The following is an 18,295-nucleotide window of genomic DNA, read 5'->3' as shown; positions in this document are numbered from 1 at the left end:
GCATAGACACACCGACGGAAGCCGACATGAAAGCCTTCAAGAAAAACATCCCTGCCGGTTCCACATCGCTTTCGCGTTAGGCCCCGCAGCCCGCATGGGGGCGGACTCGCGCGGCGCTTGCCGCTTGAAAATCAAAGGTGAAGAATTATTTCCTTGGCCCCATGAACTTATCTCCATTCAAATGAATCATGTGATCCGGAGACTCGGCCAACCATACTTCTGTTTCCCATGCCAGCATTTCGGAGAACTTTTTGAAGGTTTTAAAATCAAGGAATGCTGTTGTATATATTTTACCAGCAGACACATTTTTAGTCATTTCTTCAAGTTCTTTAATTCTTTTTGGATCCATTGGGCCTACAGATGTTACTGCTTCGACAAAGTAAATCCAGTCTTTCCCCTCAGAGTAAAGAACAACATCAGGCATTTTGTCATGCAATGTAATTTCAAAGCCTAACGCCTTTAGTTTTCCTTCATTTTTGACTAAATCCTTCTGTTCTGTATCACCAACATATAAGCATTCTGAATTCGGAGCAAAACGGGGAGCAAATTCTTCAATAATAGCCTTTTGCAGCTGGTTATGTTTTCCAGGCGAAAAAGTGAAATCCGAATTATTGATTTTTACAGACATTTTCTGCATCGTCTTTTTAGATGCGTATTGTTCAATCAAAGACTGATGATCTTTCAAAAAAGAAGCTTTTTTCTTTTCCCAATCCTTTTTTCCGAAATGCGTTATTAACAATAACATTTCTTCAGTCAAACGATAGCGATAATTCGGGCTATTCGTAGCCAATCCGTTATCTTCGATAAAGGCTGCGTTTCTAAAATGGTGTATCGCTTGTTTTCTAAAAGTTTCGCGGCTATTTTCGGCGTAAGCCACGCCATAGTTCTTTTCTGTGAAAGAAATGATATCGTGTATTCGAATCCAATCGTTGGATGCGTATTCCCAATTTGCTGATTCCTGAATGTATGCCATAGCAAGCAATACATAACAACATAAATCCGACTGTTGTTGTTTAGGTACCTGCAATTGTGTGAGAATTTCTCTTGCTTCTTCTACTTTCGTCATACATATTCCTCTAAAATTGCATCGCAGGATTGTACAGACATATTGTGCAACCTAATCAATTTTTTCCCCATTGCTTCTATTATGCTGATTGGGGGAACCGGCATTGCGTTTACTTCCGTAGAATTTACCTGAGTAGAACCATTCAAAATACGGTAAAATCCGTCGTAAAGAGTAGAGTTGAACAGCACATACAATCCGTAAACAATGCATTCGGAAAGTTTTTCCAAACCATTGATGAAGTTTATTTTATTTTGAGTGCTGATAGACTCGTAGTCAGGATTTTTTCGTGCTAGATACACTCCACATTGAAGCCTGCGTGGTTCTTCTTTTGCGGTAAAACGCTTCACAAACAAATAGTTTGTATTGGCTTGTAGCAATCCTTTTTGATCAGTTTCAATATATTCATTTTCTTTTCCAATAGGAAAAATAACTTTGCCGTTTTTTATATGCTGAGAATAAAATAAAGGAACTGTCTGTTGGCTTTTTTCGTTTCTTAAAACATCCCTGTTTCTAAAGTCAACAGTCAATCCTGTTTTCATTTTCAATCCAATCGAGGGAAGCGTGTCAGTCCATTTGTTTAATTTTTCAATAACTTCAACTTCTTGTTGGCAAGTTGGTAAAAATACATAGGAGTCGCCACCAGAGACAACAACATTGTATGGTACCGCAAATGATGTTTTGTCTTTAAAATCGGAGTTATCTTTTGTTGTTGTAATGAAAACATCTTTAGGACGAATAGAAGTTTTCCGCACCTTGAAAATCATTGTTTCTTGAAGAACTGTTTCTTTGTCAAAGACTTTATCTCTTGAAACAAACAGATGGATATGTTCTAAAGAAGCTTCGCCAAGAAATTTTTGACGGAATGCTTTAAAGTAAGCGCCCGATGTCCACGATCGAGGAACAATATACACCAACTGTCCGTTCTTTTTTAGGTTGTATAACCCCATAGAAGCGAATAGGAAATAGAGATTAGGCGCTCCATAACAAACATCCGGCATTGCTAATGCTTCTGGTGCGTCCTTGGGTATTTTCATGTAGGGCGGATTGCCGATGACTAAGTCATATTGTTCGGGATTTCCGTTAGAACCTAACAGTGATCGGTAATTTTTTTCCTGGCTGGTTATATAATTGATTGATCGCAGTTCGTAGTCGAACGCGAAAGAAACTCTATTCTTTGCATTATCAAGATTTTGCTTCAATAAATCAAGAATATTTTCGTCATTTTCGTAACAGACTAAATGAAGTCTTTTTACACAGTCTAGTTTTTCAATTCGCTCGATGAGTGCTATGGATAGCATTCCTGAGCCAGCCCCGGCATCTAAAAAAGATAACTCCTCTTTGTCAGAAGGAATTTCAAAAAGATTTGCCATAAATTGCGCGGTTTCGGCACTTGTAAAGAACTGTCCATATTTCTTTCTCATGGCCTTAGGCATTTTATCAATGTATTCATTTGTAAGCTGCTGCGCAGAATTCAACAAATCCATTTGATTTCTCCAACAAAAATCTCTTATCAACGAAAATATAAAATAAATCAAATGCCATTATATGTCATTTTAAGAAGTTTCTTTGAAATTTTACCATCTTGGACTACATGACTTTTGAAGCAATGCTTGAAGAGGAACACGACGAAGCTCGCAAGGAAGAAAAGCGCGAACTCGTCAAAGCTTTGCGTGTCCAGGGGAAACTTACTTTGGCCGAAATTGCTTCTGTTTCTGGCCTCACTCCCGAAGAAATCAAGGCACTGTAAAAGACCTTTATCACCAATCCAATAGCAAAAAGACCACGCCATCATAGGCGCAGTCTTTATTGCGTATTTCAGTCGCAGCAACCCGCTAATTACTTCAAGTTAGTCTTGAAGAATTCGTCAAGCTTTGCGAAAGGAATCTTTTCCATGTTGTCGTAAAGATCCACGTGAGATGCGCCAGGAATCACCAGAAGTTCCTTGTTGGAAGGATTCGGGTTTGCCTTGATGCCTGCAGCGGGATTGCCTTCAACCATGTACTTGTAGGCATCCTTGCCGAAGTAGAAGGAATGAGCCTTGTCGCCATGCATCACGAGAACAGCGGAACGGATTTCGTTGGTATAACGGAGGAAGCGGGCGTTGGCATAAGCCTGGGTGCCCGTTGCATTCCAACCATCGTTGGAATTACCAGAACGCTTGTGGTAACCGCGAGGAGTCTTGTAGTAAGCGTAGTAATCCTTCACGAAGTAGGGAGCGTCATCCGGAAGCGGGTCCACAACGCCACCGGCACGCAGGTAGGAACCTGCGGCGCGATCCTTTACGCGCTGGGCTGCGAGAGCCTTGCGGCCTTCGTAACGGGCTTCTTCATTGTCGCCGGAATCAAAGTAGCCGTTGCCGCCCACGCGGGTCATGTCGTACATGGTGCTTGCCACAGTTGCCTTGATGCGGGTGTCCGCGGCAGCGGCGTTCAGGGCGATGCCACCCCAACCGCAAATACCGATAATGCCGATGCGTTCAGCATCCACATTTTCCTGAGCGCCGAGGAAGTCCACTGCGGCCATGAAGTCTTCGGTGTTAATGTCCGGAGAAGCCACGCGGCGGGGCATGCCGCTGCTTTCGCCAGTAAAGCTGGGGTCAAATGCAATGGTCAAGTAGCCCTTTTCTGCCATGGTCTGTGCGTAGAGACCGCTGGACTGTTCCTTCACGGCGCCAAAGGGGCCAGAAACAGCGATGGCCGGGAACTTGCCATTTACAGCAAGGTTTGCATCCTTCGGGATGTACATATCGGCAGCCAAGGTGATGCCGAAGTTATTGGTGAAGGTCACCTTCTTATGATCCACCTTTTCGCTCTTGGGGAAAACCTTGTCCCATTCTTGAGTCAGTTCCAATTTTTCGTTCTGTGCCATAACGGTCTCGTTTGCGGAGTAGTTGATAGTTGCGTTTGCAGCCTTTGCGGAAGCCTGACTTGCGTCGCTCTTGTCGCAGCAGGCGGTGAAAGCGGTTGCCACAGAGATTACTGCAGCAGCGGTAACAATTTTACCAAAGGAAGATTTCTTGAAATTCATTTTCAATCCTATGAAGATGTTTTTGCAAGATACAATTTAGAACCAAAAAACACAATAAGCAAATACTTAATTTTTATGCTTTGCTATACTTTTTAGGCATAACAGTATATAAAATCAAAGTATTTGCTATTTCAACAAAACAACGCTATATTTGAAGTATGAAAAATTTGTTGAATTTTATTTTTGCAGGCCTATTGTTTCTGCCTTTATATGCCTGCGCCGATTCCGCGTCAAACGCGGAACAAGGTTCAAATGAAATCGCTGCTAAAAACAGTTCGTCCAACGCACAATCCGTTCAAGCCAGCAGTTCTTCGACGGCAAAAATTGAAATGAACAAAATCAAAATCACCATCGGCTCTCAAGAATTCATTGCCACCCTAGCAGACAACGCCACCGCGCAAAGTTTCAAGGAAAAACTTCCCCTGACGCTTTCCATGACAGAACTCCACGGCAACGAATACTATGTCTATTTGGATTCCGGTTTCAAGACCACAAGCTACGCTCCCGACACCATCAAGAAAGGCGACATCAAGGTTTATGGTTCCGACTGTCTCGTCTTTTTCTACGAGACCTTCAGCAATCCAGGCTACAGCTACAGCGACATCGGAGCTTTCGAAAATCCAGACGGTTTAAAGGACGCCCTGAAAGCTGGCGCCAAGAAAATCACAATCCAAGCATTTTAATTCGCTCAGCATTTTTCATGGAGACACGCAAATGAAAAAAGTTCTTGTTATTTCTTCTAGCCTTCGCAAGGGAAGCAACTCCGACATTCTAACCAAGGAATTTGCCAAGGGCGCAAAGGACGCCGGTAACGATGTGGAATACATTTCCCTGCAGGGCAAGAATATCGCATTCTGTCGCGGTTGCCTCGCCTGCCAAAAGAAAGGCAAGTGCGTCATCAAGGACGACGCCAACGAAATCACCGAAAAGATGAAGAACGCCGAAGTCATCGCCTTCGCAACGCCCATCTATTACTACGAAATGTGCGGCCAGCTGAAGACTATGCTGGACCGCGCTAATTCCCTTTACATTAGCGAATACAAGTTCCGCGAAATCTACCTGCTAGCCACCGCCGCAGAAAATGAAAAGACCACCCCGAAGAACGCTATAAACGGAATCAAGGGCTGGATCGCCTGTTTCGACAACGTCAAGCTGAAGGGAACCGTTTTCGCCAGCGCCTCCGAGCCCAAGGAAACCGCAAGCAACAAGATTGCTCTCGCCGAAGCCTATAAGAAGGGGTCTAAGGTCTAATGACTCTGGAAGAATTCAAGAAGGCCATGGCCTCTGGCGAGCGAATCATTGCCGGAAACGAAACACATTTGTTCATGCACGAAATGTCCCAGCGGGCATTGAAAATCACTGCGGAAATCAACACAGGCTATCACGAGCCCGTCGAAATCCGCAAGCTATTTTCGGAGCTGATCAGCGAGCCTGTCGATGAAACTTTCGGGCTGTTCCCACCCTTCAATACGGACTGCGGCAGAAACATCAAAATTGGCAAGAACGTTTTCATTAACGCAGGCTGCAAATTTCAGGATCACGGAGGCATCACCATCGACGACGGCGCACTCATCGGCCACAACGTCGTTCTCGCCACATTGAATCACGCCCCCGAACCGGAACACCGCGGAGATATGTACCCCAAGCCCATCCACATCGGTAAAAACGTGTGGATCGGTTCCAACGCCACCATTCTCCCGGGCGTTACCATCGGTGACGGAGCCATTGTCGCGGCAGGCGCCGTAGTAAACAAAAACGTCGCCCCCAACACGGTGGTAGGCGGCGTTCCTGCGAAAGTCATAAAGACGATTTAACGTTATTTTCTTTCCAAATAAAATCTATTTCGTAAACTCGATTGGGGTTAGTCCCGTCACGTTCTTGAATAGTCTTGTAAAATGGTGGGGGTAGCTAAAGCCCAGCAGTTGTGCGGTCTCGCCGATGGAAAGGCCCTTCATCAAAAAATTCTTGCTCTGGTTAATGACGAAGGAATGGATGTAACCGATGGCGCTGCCGCCTGTTGCCTTGTGGACCAAGTCGCCAAAATAGCGGGGGGAGTAGGCCAGTTCCCGGGCGCAGTAGGCCACCGAAGGCACACCATGAATTTTCTGTTTTTCGTCGCGGTAATATTTTTCCAGGAGCGTATGGAATTGCTTTAAGATATCGTTGTCGCCGTCGTTTCCGTTTGCACTCTGGCGCAAGTAAGCCCGCTTGCAATATTCAAGAATCAAATGAAGATACGACTGCACAATGCTCCTGAGGGGTGCACCGTCTTCGTGCTGCTGCAGCTCGGAACGCAACTGCGACGCCAGCTGGGTAATGGCTTGCCACTCCGCAGGATCAATCTGCAAGGAATCCGAAAAAAAGTAGGAGAAGAACTCGTAATCCTTCATCTGCTTTTCCAGGGACGAATCCTCCAAAAGTTCCGGCGACCAGAGCACTGCCCAGCCACTCAGCGCAATGCCACTGTCACTTTCCTTGGAGCCGCCAAGCTGCCCCGGCGCCACCGCAATAATGGAAGAGCCGCTGACCTGAATCGTCTTGGTGCCGTAAACCAGGGACTTTGGAAATTCCCGCTGGATGAACAGCCCATACACACCGTAATTGTTCATGCTATGGGGAAAAGGCGCAATCTCGTCAAAATGAATCACGCTAATGAGGGGGTGAATCTCCGGAGCGCTCACATGACGGGCAAAAACATTGGGATTATCGACTTTGAGAATTTTCATTCTATACCATTTTTTACGTCCTGAATATAGGAAAAAAGGTTATAAAATCAAATTTTTATATATAAAATCTGCGTTTTTGGTAGAAATTCATTTGTTTTGGGTAGTGAATTAAAACTAGTCTTTTGGTAAATTCATAACTATGAAAACTGCATTCTTTAAAACATTCGTAAAATCCATGGGCGCGGCGGTCGCAATTTCTGCCGCATTCGCCACCACCACAAACGCACAGATTATGAAAAACGTACTTACCGTTCAGCAGCAGGACATGGCCATTATCGCCTGCCTGGAAGCCAAGGGCGACTTGGCAAAACTTAGCAAGGCTATCGACAAGGGCCTGGACGACGGCCTCACCGTAAGCCAGGTGAAGGAAGCCCTTTCCCAGCTTTATGCCTACACCGGTTTTCCGCGCTCCCTGAACGCCCTAGGAACTTTGCAGAAGGTTCTGGATGAACGCAAGGCCGCCGGCAAGAAGACCGCCGAAGGCAAGGACGCTTCTCCCCTGCCCAAGAATTACAACTCCCTGAAGGCCGGTACCGAAGTTCAGACGAAGTTGTTCGGCAAGGTGAGCAACACTTTCGCTCCTGCAACGGATTACTACCTGAAGGCACATTTGTTCGGTGACATTTTCGCCCGCGACAACTTGACTATGCCGGAACGCGAACTGGTGACTGTTGCGGCCCTCAGCGGCATGGATGGCGTTCACCCCCAGCTGGCAGCACACAAGGCGGGCGCAAAGAAGGCAGGTCTTACGGATCAGCAGGAGGAAAGCATTACCATGACTTTGCAGGATGCCAAGTTGATTCCTGGCATGTACGGCGGAGATTCCCCGTGGCCCCGCGGCGTGCCTAACGTGAATTACGCAAAGTACTTTATCGGCAACAGCTATGTGGCTCCCATGAGCGCCGAAAACGGCGGCCCTACCAACGTGACTTTTGAACCGGGTTGCCGCAACAACTGGCACGTTCATCACAATCAGGTGCAGGTCTTGATCGCAGTTTCTGGCCGCGGCTGGTACGTGGAAGAAGGCAAGGAGCCTCTTGAAATGACGCCGGGTACTGTAGTGGCCATTCCCGAAGGCAAAAAGCACTGGCACGGTGCCGCCAAGGATTCCTGGTTCCAGCACTTGACTTATCACACCCACGTTGGCGAAAACGCCAGCAACGAATGGTTGGAACCTGTAGTTGACGAAGTGTACAACAAGCTTCCGTAATTGAGGCGGTATGAAAAAATTACTGTTCTTGTTGAGTGTGACGGCGGCGTTCTTTCTGAACGCCTGCGGCGACGACTCCAGCTCTAACGCAAAGAATGATGTTGCAGGCTCAAGTGAGAGCATCGTAGAATCTTCTGCAACAGAAACTGCGGAAAGCAGTTCCAGCGAAGTCGAGAATGCCACAAGTTCTTCTAGTGGGAACATCGCAGCTTCCGAAAAGATGCTGGTCGCTTACTACTCTTACACGGGGAACAGCAAGGCTATCGTAGAAACCTTGACAGGAATGATTTCTGCCGATGTGGTGGAAATCTCTCCTGTAGAAAAGGCAGATTTCGCAGCCAACAATTACGCCATCGGCGATGCCCTTATTGACGCCATCAACAAGAATCCCGATGACGAAAGCAGCTACCCTGCCATCACAGCAAGCGTCGAAGTGAGTTTCGCAAACTACAGCGAAGTGATCGTCGTTGCGCCTCTCTGGTGGAGCCAAATGGCCGCTCCCATGCAAACCTATCTTTTCAAGAACAGCAAGGAACTTGCAAATAAAAAAGTAGGCCTTATTGTCAGCAGCCATTCCAGCGGAATCAGCGGAGTAGAAGCCGATGCCAAGCGTTTGCTTTCCGCTAGCAATTTTACCGCAAGCCTTTCTATAAAGGCCGCAGATTTCTCTAGCCGCGAAACCAAAATCGCAGACTGGTTGAAAAAGGAATTTTGGGAATATGAAAAAACTTCTAATTTTCTTCGTACTTCTTCTAGCTTCAGGAATGGCTATGGCAAAGACAAGTCAAGTGAAAAAGCAGCCCTTTGAAAGCGACCGCATCGTTCGCCTGTCCTACATTGAGATTCACCCGGAGTATCACGACCAGTACATGGCCATGGCTCTTGAAGTCGGCGCCACCAGCATGCGTACGGAACCGGGCGTTATCTGCATGTATCCCATGGGCCTTAAGCGCGACAAGAATGCCCTCTACATTCTTGAAATCTACGCCAGCCAGGATGCCTACAAAAAGCACATCGCTTCGGAACATTTCCAGAAGTACAAGCAAGGCACTCTCCGCATGGTCAAGCACCTGGACCTGATTGACACCGACCCGTTAAACCCGCTAATGTCCATCAGCTCAGAAATTGCGGATAAGTAAGAACTAAAAAAATGAGAGAGAGAAAAGAAGGAACGCGAAAGCGCTCCTTTTTTTGTTCAGCCTAACGCGTTTGGCTGACGCAGCAAAGAAATAAAAAACACACCTCTTGCGTTCATAAAAAGTTTTTATTATATTAAACAAATAAGGAACGAAGGAGGTTAGTTGAAAATTGAATTTGCAGATAAAGATTTAGAACGGAGCTCTTGGGACGAAGCTTTCGCCTTGCGATTCATGGGCAAGAAACGGGCGAATCTTTACAAGTTGAGAATCCAGGCGCTGAGGCTCGCCGCCAACTTCAATGATTTGAGAAATCTTGCCGGAAACTTCCATGAACTAGTAGGCGACAGAAAAGGAGAATGGGCTTGCAATCTTGACCAACCTTATCGACTGATTATCAAGGGCTCGGAGCCAAACAAGGTCATTGTTTGGTCAGAAATTTCAGAGGCAGAAGTCAAAGAAATTGTAGACTATCATAAATAAGAGGTATTTATGGCAGAAGAAAAAGAAAGAGATTATTGGTGGGTCGTTGCCCCCGGTGAATTTCTGCAAGAAAAACTTGAAGAAATGAATATGGACGTCAACGAATTTGCATCCCGCATCGGTTACACCGCAAAAACGGTGAATGAAATTCTCAAAGCAAAATGCGCAATCACTGCAGAAATGGCATTCAATCTTGAATACGCCACAGGTATTCCCGCGTCTTTTTGGCTGACGGCGCAGCGTAAGTACGAACAGGACTTGATGCGAAAGCAGATCAAGGCCACCTTGGGCGACAAGTCCACCTGGCGAAACAGCCTTCCAATAGGCGAGTTAAAACCCCGCCAATGGGTTGAAGATATCGACAACAAGGAAGATAACATTTCGCCGCTATTGCGTTTCTTTGGCGTTTCCAGCCCCAAGGCCTGGGAAAATTATTACTGCAAGGCAAGTCTCAAAGTTGCCTTCCGAATTTCGCTGGCCGAGGCACAGGATCCGTACGCAGCTTCCGTCTGGCTTCGCCGCGGTGAAATTCTTGCTGACGCCATCAAGATGGAAAAGCAGAACGACAAGAAGCAACGTATCGTCATCAAGAAAGCTTTGCCACAGTTCATTGAGCTGGCATCCGCCTACGGTTCCAGGAGTTCCATGGGGAAGCCAGGCGAAATCGACGAGGGTATGGTCAAGCTGCAGGAACTGGGCGCAAGTCTGGGCATGAAGATTCTTTACGTTCAGAACTTCAAGTCGGCGCCCATTCACGGCATGGCCCGCTGGTACCGCGACATTCCCGTGATTCAGCTACACGACCGTTTCAAGGACCGCAAAGCATTCTGGTTCACATTCTTCCACGAGTTAGCTCACATAATCCTGCATGGCAAAAAGGACATTTTCATCAAGAACATGTATCATGGCAACAAAAATCCACAAAAGGATGAAGAAGCCAACCTTTTTGCCCAGAAATGTATGGATGAGGCTTTCGAAAAATAGAAAGGAGCGCGAAAGCGTTCCTTTTTTATGCCCCCTTGACAATATACCAATCGGTATACTAGATTTGTTTATATACCGAACGGTATATAGTATTTTTTCAAGGAGGAATCCATGAGACCGAATCACATTTACCATGTATTTCCGCTAGGCGCATTACGCGAAACCGACAACGACCGCAATTCCAAGGCAAATATGAACTGCGCGAACCACAGGAAAATCCGCGAACTCGTCGGCCTTATTCCTCACTTGCAAAGCTTGCGGGCAGATTCCATTCTGCTGGGGCCTATTTTCAAGAGCGAAACCCACGGCTACGACGTGACGGACATGTACCAGTTGGACCCCCGCCTAGGAAATAACGAGGACTTGAAGCAGATGGTTCGCGACTTTCATAATGCAGGCCTTCATGTATTTTTTGATGCCGTCTGGAATCATTCCTCCAGGCATCATTTCGCTTACAAGGACCTGCGGGAAAAGGGACAGAATTCACCTTACGCCAGCTGGTACCGCAATCCGCGATTTAACGCACCCAACCTCTGCGGTGACTCTTTTACGGTAGACTGCTGGGCTGGTTTTCAGGAACTGCCCGCCTTCAATTTGCGGAATCCTGATGTGGAGCGGGAGCTGATTCATTGCGCAGAATATTGGATGGACGAATTTGGCATTGACGGAATTCGTATTGACGCAGCCGAAGATATGGACTTGGAATTTCTGCGACATCTTGCAACCGCCTGCCACCAAAAGCGTGCGGATTTCTGGATGATGGGAGAAGTGGTCTTCGGAGACCCTAGGCGATGGCTTGAAGCGGGGCTGAATTCCGTCACCAATTACCAGACCTATAAATCCTGCTGGAGTTCCATCAACGACAAGAACATGTTTGAACTTGCCTACAACCTGAATCAATTCTTTGACGATAAGGACGGAACTTGTAAGGGCGCGAGACTTCAGCTTTTTAACGAGAATCATGACACCAATCGCATTTACAGCCAGCTGAAAAACAAGCAGGACAATTTCGTTCAGCATCTGCTGTTCTATACCATGCCGGGAGTGCCTACTATTTATTACGGCGAGGAATTTGGCTTGGACGCAATTAAAGGCGGCTGTGACGACTGGAATTTGCGTCCCTCTATGCACATCGAGCAGGGACACATTCGTTTCGATAATTACCCAAAGTCCGCGAGTAGACAATCCACAAACTCTACGGACAAAGAAAATCTACTTTCCGAAATCCGTCACCTGGCAGGCATCCGCTTGGATTGCGACGCCTTGCGCGATGGCGGCTATCAACAGGAATTCGTTCACTCCCAACAATTGGCCTTCTGGCGAACACACCAAAATGGTGATGCCCTTGTTCTTATAAATCTCCAGGACGCACCCGTTCAATTTGAAATTGACTTGCGCAGACATTTTACGCGCACGCCTAAAATGAATTCCTTAAAAAATCTGCGAGACCTTCTTTCCAACGATTTCATCAAAATCAGCAACGGCAAAATTACCGTCATAATTCCGCCCAAGTGGGGACGCATCCTTGTACCTAGCGGTACATAAAAAGTATATTTGGATCATGACCACAAAAGAAGTTTTATTGCAGCAGGCCCTGATCCTTTTCCGCAAGGAAGGCTACGACGCCACCGGCGTGCAAAAAATCGCCGACGCCGCAGGAGTGGGCAAGCCCACGCTGTACCATTACTTCGGAAACAAGCGGGGCCTTCTGAACGCCCTCCTCAGTACCCATCTGGAAATTTTCTGGAAGGATTTCGAGACCGCCGCCGATTACAATCACGATGTGGTCAAGACCTTGGAATCCGTTGCCCGCGTCTATTTTGAATTCGCCAAGAAGGACCCGGAATTTTACGCCTGGTTCATGAGCATGGGCAACGCCCCGACCGAAGGCGATATCCACGACGAAGTCCTCCCCCTCTGTGAAAAACAGTGGAAAGCGCTCTCAGAACTTTTCCTTGCAGCAAGCAAGGATCACGGCAACATGAAGGGCCGCCATCAGCGTTACGCTTACACATTCCTCGGCATCATCAACGCCAGCATCCAGGCCTATTTCAGCGGCCTTATAAAACTAAATGACAGGGACGTTTACGACACCTGTCATCAGTTTATGCACGGGATTTTCTCGTAAAGTTTCGATTATAACCGTCAATCCCGCTGGGTGCGGAATGTTTTTGTCGACATGCCTACAATGCGCTTGAAGAATTTTCCAAAGAAGCTCATGTCGGGGAAGTTCAATTCCTTGGAAATAAAGGCATTGAACAGCGCATCTTTTCTACCGGAAGGGGACTGCATCGTTGCCTCGTCTACCATAAAGCCCACGCATTCGCAAGCAAGAGCCAGCATAGAGTTCTTGACAATCTGGTAAGCGAACTTGTTCCCTTCCGAGGTACGAATCTTCGAACGCAAAAAATCTATAATTCCTTTATACACAGAAATTTAAGCCTTACCAAAGCAAGTCTAATCGCAGTCGGAAGACAAGCCGATTTAGGAGATAGACTTCACCACTTCGTACAGCTTTTCCATGGCCCTTGGCATTTGCTTTTCGGGCACGGCGGAGTAGTTCATGATGAACTGATGGGCGGAAGGTTCGGCCTGGGTGTAGTAATCCGAAAGGGCCCCGATGACAACCCCCTTTTCCTTGGCGGCGTTGCAGAATTCCTCATCGGAGAGGGCGGTGTTGATTTTCAGAATAAAGTGAAGGCCCGCATCTTCTTCGGAGATGGCGGCGAAATCGCGTAGCATGGATTTGCGAATGGCGGAAAGCAGAGCGTCGCGACGATGGCGGTAAAAATTGCGCATGCGGTTCACATGCTTTTCGAAATGACCTTCGCCAATGTAGCGGGCAAGCGCCAACTGCTCAAAGTTGGAAACGGTGCAAGTATAGAAACTGAATTCCTTGTGGAATTTTTCCACGAGGCTCCTGGGCAACACCATATAGCTTACGCGAACTGTTGACGCCAACGTCTTGGAGAAGGAATTGATGTACACCACCTTTTCCTGGACATCAATATTCTGCAGGGCGGGAATGGGTTTGCCCACCATGCGGAATTCGCTGTCGTAATCGTCTTCCACGATGTAGCGGTTGCTGGATTTTGAAGCCCAGCTCAACAGTTCGTAACGGCGGCTCACCGGCGTCACGATTCCCGTAGGAAAATGATGGGAGGGCGAAAGATGGACCACGTCGGTGCAGGTTTCTTCCAACTGGTCGATGCGCACGCCTTGTTCATCCAGAGGGATAAAGTTGCACACCACATTCAACTTGCGATAGATTTTCGAAATCTTGCTGTAGCCCGGATCTTCTACGCCGTACTTTTTGTCAAAACCTAGCAACTGAACCAGCAAAGCATAAAGGTAATCCGAGCCTGCGCCTACAATAATCTGATCCGGAGAAACATCCAGATTTCGGGTTCCCTTCAGCATTTTTGCGATGGCCACACGGAGGGGCAAAACGCCTCCGTAGGGAGAACGTTCCAGCAGTTCATTTTGCTGTTCGCACAAAACCTTACGCATGATTTTTGCCCAGGTGGAGAAGGGGAATGCGGAAGTTTCAGACTGATTGCTGGTAAAGTCCGCAATGATTTTGCTACGGGCGCGGGACTGAAGTTTTTGAAAACGGGGCGGTAAATCGTCGGGCGCGGAAATTCGTTGTGCCTCGCGAGACTCGGGAAAATTTTGTTGCGACAGCGTCGCAGCAAGTCCAGACTTTTTCAGCCTTTCGGCAATATCCGCAACGAAAAAGCCCTTGCGGGGTTCAGAATAAATAAAGCCCTCGGTCAGCAACTGGGCATAGGCATTTTCCACAGTAATCACGCTGACACCAAGATGTTCCGCAAAGGGACGCTTCGTAGGCAGTTTATCCCCTGCCGTCAAAGTTCCCTGAAGAACGTCATTCTTGATGCACTTATACAAATAGTGGTACAAAGAATCGGAACCATTTTTTGTCATGTCGTAACTAAGCATAATCTGACCTTAAACTGACCTTATTCTGACCTTGTTATAAAAGTAGAAAATTGAACATTTAATAATGTCAATGAAAAGGGTAAATTAGGGTTTGAAAAAGGGGATCCCGGCACAGGGCCGGGATGACTTCATTAACCAAGGAGCAAACCATGACCGAAAAGTATATCGCAGACCGTTACGAACTAAACAAGAACCTTGCCCAGATGCTGAAGGGCGGCGTCATCATGGACGTGACCACTCCGGAACAGGCAAAGATTGCTGAAGCCGCAGGCGCCTGCGCCGTCATGGCCCTGGAACGCATTCCCGCAGACATCCGTGCCGCCGGAGGCGTTAGCCGCATGAGCGACCCCAAGATGATCAAGGGCATTCAGGACGCCGTATCCATCCCGGTCATGGCCAAGTGCCGTATCGGTCATTTCGCCGAAGCCCAGATTCTTCAGGCTATCGAAATTGACTACATCGACGAAAGCGAAGTGCTCTCCCCCGCCGACGACATTTTCCACATCAACAAGCGGGATTTCCAGGTGCCCTTCGTTTGCGGCGCCAAGGATTTGGGAGAAGCCCTCCGCCGTATTGAAGAAGGCGCTTCCATGATCCGTACCAAGGGTGAACCGGGTACTGGCGACATCGTGCAGGCAGTGCGCCACATGCGTTTGATGCAGCAGGAAATCGCTCGTCTCACCTCCATGCGTGAAGACGAACTCTACAATCGCGCCAAGGAGCTCCGGGTTTCCTATGCCCTCGTGAAGTACGTTCATGATAACGGCAAGCTTCCCGTAGTGAACTTCGCCGCAGGTGGCGTGGCAACTCCCGCCGATGCCGCCCTCATGATGCAGCTGGGCGCCGAAGGCGTGTTCGTGGGTTCTGGAATTTTCAAGTCCGGCAATCCCGAAAAGCGCGCCCAGGCCATCGTCCAGGCCGTCACCAACTACACTGACGCAAAGCTCATCGCAAAACTTTCCGAAGACCTTGGCGAAGCCATGGTGGGCATCAACGAACAGGAAATCGCATTGCTCATGGCCGAACGCGGCAAGTAATTTTGCAGCCTTAAAGGAGGCTCAATGACTCAAACGAAAAAAGCCCCTGTCATCGGCGTCCTTGCCGTGCAGGGGGCATTTATTGAACACCGCAGAATTCTGGAAAGCCTCGGCGCAAAGACATTCGAAATCCGTCAGCTCTCCGATTTGAATCGCGCCCCCGCAGAAACCAAGAGCGGAAAGTTTCCTTTCGACGGTCTTGTTCTCCCCGGCGGTGAAAGCACCGTCCAGGGAAAACTGCTGAAGGACTTGGGACTTTTCGAACCGCTGAAAAAGTTGATTCAGGACGGTCTCCCCGTCTTGGGAACATGTGCAGGTCTCATCCTTCTAGCACAGAAACTTTCCAACGATAGCAACGTCTATTTCGGCACCTTGCCCGTCACCGTGCAGCGTAACGCCTACGGCCGCCAGCTGGGAAGTTTCTTCGCGGAACAGCCCTTCAAAGGAATCACGAACGCCACCGACGCCACCATCCCCATGACCTTCATCCGCGCCCCCGTGGTTTCAAGCGCCGGCGAAGGCGTGGAAGTCCTTGCGGAAGTTGATCATAAAATAGTCGCAGTCCGCTACAAGAACCAACTAGGAATCACCTTCCATCCGGAACTGAACAAAGACACGAGAATTCATCAGTACTTCCTGAAAATGATTTTTTCTAACTTTGCCATTGATGGCTGAGAAACAGAAAAGAGAACTTTCCTTTGTGCAGAAGGTGGAACGTAGCATTTCCACCACTTATCGCGAACGTCTCTGGACGCCCTTCATCACGGCCATCAAGAAATACAAGCTGATCGAAGAAGGGGACAAAATTGCGGTCTGCATTTCGGGCGGCAAGGATTCCATGCTGCTGGCCAAGCTGATGCAGATGCTTTTGCGCCACTCGGATTTTCAGTTTGAAGTCAAGTACCTGGTAATGGATCCGGGCTACAACAAGGTGAATCGGGAAAAGATCGAGAGCAACGCCGCCCTGCTGGAAATTCCCATCACGGTTTTCGAGACCAACATTTTTGACGTTACCGAAAAGGTGGTCAAGTCTCCTTGCTATGTTTGCGCCAAGATGCGACGCGGTCATCTGTACCACATGGCAAAGGATATGGGTTGCAACAAGATTGCCTTGGGTCACCACATGTCCGACGTCATCGAAACCACGGTCATGGCCATGTTCTACGGCGCGCAACTGCAGGGCATGATGCCCAAGCTTCGCAGCCAGAATTTTGACGGCATGGAACTGATCCGCCCCATGTACTGTATCAACGAGCAGGATATTGTCAACTGGACAAAATACAACGGCCTGGAATTCATCCAGTGCGCCTGCCGCATGACTTCACGCACTGCAGAGCAGGAAGCCTGCGCCATTGACAATGCTAGCGGCGACGTCATCAGCGTCAGCAAGCGCAAGGAAACAAAGGAGTTGATCAAGCGCCTCAAGCGAATCAACCCCAATATCGAAAAGAATATTTTCAACAGCGTTCATGCCGTGTGCATCGAGACTTTTCCCGGCTACAAAGCCGGCGGCGAACAGCACAGTTTTCTGGAAGATTACGATAAATCCTAATTCAACACAATGCTTGCTGCGCAAAGCGCAAGGGATGCCGCCATTACTGCATTCACTTGCTTTTGGTAATGGACAAAGAATCGTTGCAAGGCGGCTCCGGTAAAAAGCCACGCCAGATTGCAAACAGGGCCAATAAAGGGCAAGACCAAAGCCAACAACAGAACAGAAAGTAAGCTGTGATTATAGGGCAGCAAAAATGTGGTCTGAACAGTCACGCAAAAGAACATAATCTTCACATTGGTGAGCTGCACAAAAATTCCGCGTCGAAAATATTGTGCGGCAGAAGAAATTGCAGGGAGTTCAGCGCTCCCACTTTGATCCACTTTTTCTCGAAGCAGATGAATGGCCAACCACAAGATATAGGCGGCCCCCACCATAGACAAAACTTTTGCGTATTCATTCAGGGCGGTTCCCAAAAAAAACGCTACGAATCCAGAAATAAGCGATACGATAGTAAACCCGATGAACAGTCCCGCCCATTGCCTAAGGGCTACGTTTTTCCCGCGACTCAGCGCTAGTGAAAGGGAACTTAAATTTGCGGGGCCCGGCGTAATGCTTGTAATAAAACTGTAGAATAAAAACGTCGGTAAAATTTCTAAAGGTATCATGAAAACCTCCATAAAAGAAAGCGCCAGAAAGCTAATGGAACTTCCTGGCGCTTGGTTCACTTTAACACAGAACGGATTTTTATGGCTTGCGCGACGCTTATCCCGCGCATTTCTTTATTCACCGAAGAGTGCTGTAGAGAGATAGCGATCGCCGGTATCCGGGAGGAGGGCCACAATGGTCTTGCCCTTGTTTTCCGGACGCTTAGCCAGTTCCTTGGCGGCCCAGAGAGCTGCACCAGAAGAGATGCCCACCAGCACACCTTCCTTGTGGCCGATTTCGCGACCAGCTTCGAAAGCTGCTTCGTTTTCGACGGCGATGATTTCATCGTAGACCTTGGTGTTCAGGGTGTCGGGAATAAATCCTGCACCGCGGATTCTCATCGTCAAGTAAATCCGATCTAGGCTGAAAACAAAAAAAATCCCTAGAAAGTGAATTCTAGGGATGGTTAGGTTTCTAACTTGCGTTTTCGACCAAGAAAAGGACAAGCGATGAGACTTAACCGAGA

Annotated in this window: 21 protein-coding genes and 1 pseudogene; 14 read left to right on the top strand and 8 right to left on the bottom strand. The window is 47.9% G+C overall.

Annotated elements, in window-relative coordinates; genetic code table 11:
- Window positions 1-145: 145 nt before the first annotated feature.
- The gene (locus BGX12_RS12680) at window positions 146-1,066 is read right to left on the bottom strand and encodes a BsuBI/PstI family type II restriction endonuclease (RefSeq protein ID WP_109736410.1); all 921 of its coding nucleotides are present in this window, start codon (window positions 1,064-1,066) and stop codon (window positions 146-148) included.
- On the bottom strand, window positions 1,063-2,550 hold the full coding sequence (locus BGX12_RS12675) for an Eco57I restriction-modification methylase domain-containing protein (RefSeq protein ID WP_109736409.1): 1,488 nt from the start codon (window positions 2,548-2,550) through the stop codon (window positions 1,063-1,065). Before BGX12_RS12675 ends, BGX12_RS12680 begins: the two co-directional genes overlap by 4 nt.
- Before the next feature lie 107 nt (window positions 2,551-2,657).
- Here BGX12_RS12675 and BGX12_RS15555 point away from each other — a divergent pair, with 107 nt between their 5' ends.
- Window positions 2,658-2,813, top strand: a complete 156-nt coding sequence (locus BGX12_RS15555) for a hypothetical protein (protein ID WP_158278250.1) — start codon at window positions 2,658-2,660, stop codon at window positions 2,811-2,813.
- Between the two features lie 89 nt (window positions 2,814-2,902).
- Here BGX12_RS15555 and BGX12_RS12670 read toward each other — a convergent pair whose 3' ends face one another.
- Complete coding sequence (locus BGX12_RS12670; protein ID WP_109736427.1) at window positions 2,903-3,934, bottom strand: alpha/beta hydrolase; 1,032 nt, start codon at window positions 3,932-3,934, stop codon at window positions 2,903-2,905.
- A 317-nt stretch (window positions 3,935-4,251) separates the two neighbouring features.
- On the opposite strand from BGX12_RS12670, the gene BGX12_RS12665 reads away from it, so the two are divergent.
- The 3 genes from BGX12_RS12665 to BGX12_RS12655 are packed head-to-tail and all read left to right on the top strand — an operon-like array spanning window position 4,252 to window position 5,907.
- Window positions 4,252-4,776 carry a cyclophilin-like fold protein gene (locus BGX12_RS12665; protein WP_109736408.1) on the top strand — a complete coding sequence of 175 codons (525 nt, stop codon included), beginning with the start codon at window positions 4,252-4,254 and terminating at the stop codon, window positions 4,774-4,776.
- Between the two features lie 31 nt (window positions 4,777-4,807).
- A complete protein-coding gene (locus BGX12_RS12660; RefSeq protein ID WP_109736407.1) occupies window positions 4,808-5,344 on the top strand; it encodes a flavodoxin family protein in 537 nt (178 codons plus the stop codon).
- Window positions 5,344-5,907, top strand: a complete 564-nt coding sequence (locus tag BGX12_RS12655; protein WP_109736406.1) for a sugar O-acetyltransferase — start codon at window positions 5,344-5,346, stop codon at window positions 5,905-5,907. The genes BGX12_RS12660 and BGX12_RS12655 overlap by 1 nt, the downstream gene beginning before the upstream one ends.
- 24 nt (window positions 5,908-5,931) lie before the next feature.
- Here BGX12_RS12655 and BGX12_RS12650 read toward each other — a convergent pair whose 3' ends face one another.
- Window positions 5,932-6,819 carry an AraC family transcriptional regulator gene (locus tag BGX12_RS12650; protein WP_109736405.1) on the bottom strand — a complete coding sequence of 296 codons (888 nt, stop codon included), beginning with the start codon at window positions 6,817-6,819 and terminating at the stop codon, window positions 5,932-5,934.
- Window positions 6,820-6,958: 139 nt separating this feature from the next.
- Here BGX12_RS12650 and BGX12_RS12645 point away from each other — a divergent pair, with 139 nt between their 5' ends.
- From BGX12_RS12645 to BGX12_RS12615, 7 genes are all read left to right on the top strand, one after another.
- Window positions 6,959-8,029: a carboxymuconolactone decarboxylase family protein gene (locus BGX12_RS12645; protein WP_199220774.1), complete on the top strand. Its 1,071-nt coding sequence runs from the start codon at window positions 6,959-6,961 to the stop codon at window positions 8,027-8,029.
- A 10-nt stretch (window positions 8,030-8,039) separates the two neighbouring features.
- Entirely contained in the window at window positions 8,040-8,837 is a 798-nt protein-coding gene (locus tag BGX12_RS12640) for a flavodoxin (protein ID WP_109736404.1), read from the top strand.
- Window positions 8,800-9,168 (top strand): putative quinol monooxygenase, encoded by a 369-nt coding sequence (locus BGX12_RS12635; RefSeq protein ID WP_199220773.1) that lies wholly within the window; start codon window positions 8,800-8,802, stop codon window positions 9,166-9,168. Before BGX12_RS12640 ends, BGX12_RS12635 begins: the two co-directional genes overlap by 38 nt.
- 162 nt (window positions 9,169-9,330) lie before the next feature.
- A complete protein-coding gene (locus BGX12_RS12630) occupies window positions 9,331-9,648 on the top strand; it encodes a type II toxin-antitoxin system RelE/ParE family toxin (protein ID WP_073160057.1) in 318 nt (105 codons plus the stop codon).
- Between the two features lie 9 nt (window positions 9,649-9,657).
- A complete protein-coding gene (locus BGX12_RS12625; RefSeq protein WP_073160059.1) occupies window positions 9,658-10,632 on the top strand; it encodes a HigA family addiction module antitoxin in 975 nt (324 codons plus the stop codon).
- Window positions 10,633-10,743: 111 nt separating this feature from the next.
- Window positions 10,744-12,177, top strand: coding sequence for an alpha-amylase family glycosyl hydrolase (locus tag BGX12_RS12620; RefSeq protein ID WP_109736402.1), 1,434 nt, complete (start codon window positions 10,744-10,746; stop codon window positions 12,175-12,177).
- 16 nt (window positions 12,178-12,193) lie between these two features.
- Entirely contained in the window at window positions 12,194-12,760 is a 567-nt protein-coding gene (locus BGX12_RS12615) for a TetR/AcrR family transcriptional regulator (RefSeq protein WP_109736401.1), read from the top strand.
- 17 nt (window positions 12,761-12,777) lie between these two features.
- On the opposite strand, the gene BGX12_RS12610 is transcribed toward BGX12_RS12615, so the two are convergent.
- Both BGX12_RS12610 and BGX12_RS12605 read right to left on the bottom strand, forming a co-directional pair.
- The gene (locus BGX12_RS12610) at window positions 12,778-13,038 is read right to left on the bottom strand and encodes a hypothetical protein (RefSeq protein WP_109736400.1); all 261 of its coding nucleotides are present in this window, start codon (window positions 13,036-13,038) and stop codon (window positions 12,778-12,780) included.
- Between the two features lie 78 nt (window positions 13,039-13,116).
- The gene (locus BGX12_RS12605) at window positions 13,117-14,592 is read right to left on the bottom strand and encodes a PLP-dependent aminotransferase family protein (protein WP_109736399.1); all 1,476 of its coding nucleotides are present in this window, start codon (window positions 14,590-14,592) and stop codon (window positions 13,117-13,119) included.
- A 149-nt stretch (window positions 14,593-14,741) separates the two neighbouring features.
- Here BGX12_RS12605 and pdxS point away from each other — a divergent pair, with 149 nt between their 5' ends.
- From pdxS to BGX12_RS12590, 3 genes are read left to right on the top strand one after another with little or no spacing between them, the layout of a single operon-like run.
- Window positions 14,742-15,629, top strand: a complete 888-nt coding sequence (gene pdxS / locus BGX12_RS12600; protein ID WP_109736398.1) for a pyridoxal 5'-phosphate synthase lyase subunit PdxS — start codon at window positions 14,742-14,744, stop codon at window positions 15,627-15,629.
- A 24-nt stretch (window positions 15,630-15,653) separates the two neighbouring features.
- Complete coding sequence (gene pdxT, locus BGX12_RS12595) at window positions 15,654-16,304, top strand: pyridoxal 5'-phosphate synthase glutaminase subunit PdxT (protein WP_109736397.1); 651 nt, start codon at window positions 15,654-15,656, stop codon at window positions 16,302-16,304.
- On the top strand, window positions 16,297-17,181 hold the full coding sequence (locus BGX12_RS12590; RefSeq protein WP_109736396.1) for an ATP-binding protein: 885 nt from the start codon (window positions 16,297-16,299) through the stop codon (window positions 17,179-17,181). Before pdxT ends, BGX12_RS12590 begins: the two co-directional genes overlap by 8 nt.
- Here BGX12_RS12590 and BGX12_RS12585 read toward each other — a convergent pair.
- Both BGX12_RS12585 and BGX12_RS12580 read right to left on the bottom strand, forming a co-directional pair.
- Entirely contained in the window at window positions 17,178-17,789 is a 612-nt protein-coding gene (locus BGX12_RS12585; RefSeq protein ID WP_158278249.1) for a LysE family transporter, read from the bottom strand. The genes BGX12_RS12590 and BGX12_RS12585 overlap by 4 nt on opposite strands.
- Before the next feature lie 114 nt (window positions 17,790-17,903).
- A pseudogene (locus tag BGX12_RS12580) lies at window positions 17,904-18,158 on the bottom strand (pyridoxal-phosphate dependent enzyme); the annotation flags it as partial.
- Window positions 18,159-18,295: the final 137 nt, after the last annotated feature.

The sequence above is a fragment of the Fibrobacter sp. UWR4 genome, from assembly GCF_003149045.1.
Lineage (GTDB): Bacteria > Fibrobacterota > Fibrobacteria > Fibrobacterales > Fibrobacteraceae > Fibrobacter.
The sequence above is the reverse complement of the archived record's forward strand: the minus strand, read 5'-3'. Positions and strand labels throughout refer to the sequence as shown.

Bases quoted from the DNA above. Each gene is read 5' to 3' on its own strand.
- BGX12_RS12670 (WP_109736427.1), bottom strand. From the start codon at position 3,934: ATGGCACAGAACGAAAAATTGGAACTGACTCAAGAATGGGACAAGGTT.
- pdxT (WP_109736397.1), top strand. From the start codon at position 15,654: ATGACTCAAACGAAAAAAGCCCCTGTCATCGGCGTCCTTGCCGTGCAG.
- BGX12_RS15555 (WP_158278250.1), top strand. From the start codon at position 2,658: ATGACTTTTGAAGCAATGCTTGAAGAGGAACACGACGAAGCTCGCAAG.
- pdxS (WP_109736398.1), top strand. From the start codon at position 14,742: ATGACCGAAAAGTATATCGCAGACCGTTACGAACTAAACAAGAACCTT.
- BGX12_RS12660 (WP_109736407.1), top strand. From the start codon at position 4,808: ATGAAAAAAGTTCTTGTTATTTCTTCTAGCCTTCGCAAGGGAAGCAAC.
- BGX12_RS12585 (WP_158278249.1), bottom strand. From the start codon at position 17,789: ATGATACCTTTAGAAATTTTACCGACGTTTTTATTCTACAGTTTTATT.
- BGX12_RS12635 (WP_199220773.1), top strand. From the start codon at position 8,800: ATGGCAAAGACAAGTCAAGTGAAAAAGCAGCCCTTTGAAAGCGACCGC.
- BGX12_RS12620 (WP_109736402.1), top strand. From the start codon at position 10,744: ATGAGACCGAATCACATTTACCATGTATTTCCGCTAGGCGCATTACGC.
- BGX12_RS12675 (WP_109736409.1), bottom strand. From the start codon at position 2,550: ATGGATTTGTTGAATTCTGCGCAGCAGCTTACAAATGAATACATTGAT.
- BGX12_RS12645 (WP_199220774.1), top strand. From the start codon at position 6,959: ATGAAAACTGCATTCTTTAAAACATTCGTAAAATCCATGGGCGCGGCG.
- BGX12_RS12650 (WP_109736405.1), bottom strand. From the start codon at position 6,819: ATGAAAATTCTCAAAGTCGATAATCCCAATGTTTTTGCCCGTCATGTG.
- BGX12_RS12680 (WP_109736410.1), bottom strand. From the start codon at position 1,066: ATGACGAAAGTAGAAGAAGCAAGAGAAATTCTCACACAATTGCAGGTA.
- BGX12_RS12640 (WP_109736404.1), top strand. From the start codon at position 8,040: ATGAAAAAATTACTGTTCTTGTTGAGTGTGACGGCGGCGTTCTTTCTG.
- BGX12_RS12625 (WP_073160059.1), top strand. From the start codon at position 9,658: ATGGCAGAAGAAAAAGAAAGAGATTATTGGTGGGTCGTTGCCCCCGGT.
- BGX12_RS12615 (WP_109736401.1), top strand. From the start codon at position 12,194: ATGACCACAAAAGAAGTTTTATTGCAGCAGGCCCTGATCCTTTTCCGC.
- BGX12_RS12665 (WP_109736408.1), top strand. From the start codon at position 4,252: ATGAAAAATTTGTTGAATTTTATTTTTGCAGGCCTATTGTTTCTGCCT.
- BGX12_RS12605 (WP_109736399.1), bottom strand. From the start codon at position 14,592: ATGCTTAGTTACGACATGACAAAAAATGGTTCCGATTCTTTGTACCAC.
- BGX12_RS12590 (WP_109736396.1), top strand. From the start codon at position 16,297: ATGGCTGAGAAACAGAAAAGAGAACTTTCCTTTGTGCAGAAGGTGGAA.
- BGX12_RS12655 (WP_109736406.1), top strand. From the start codon at position 5,344: ATGACTCTGGAAGAATTCAAGAAGGCCATGGCCTCTGGCGAGCGAATC.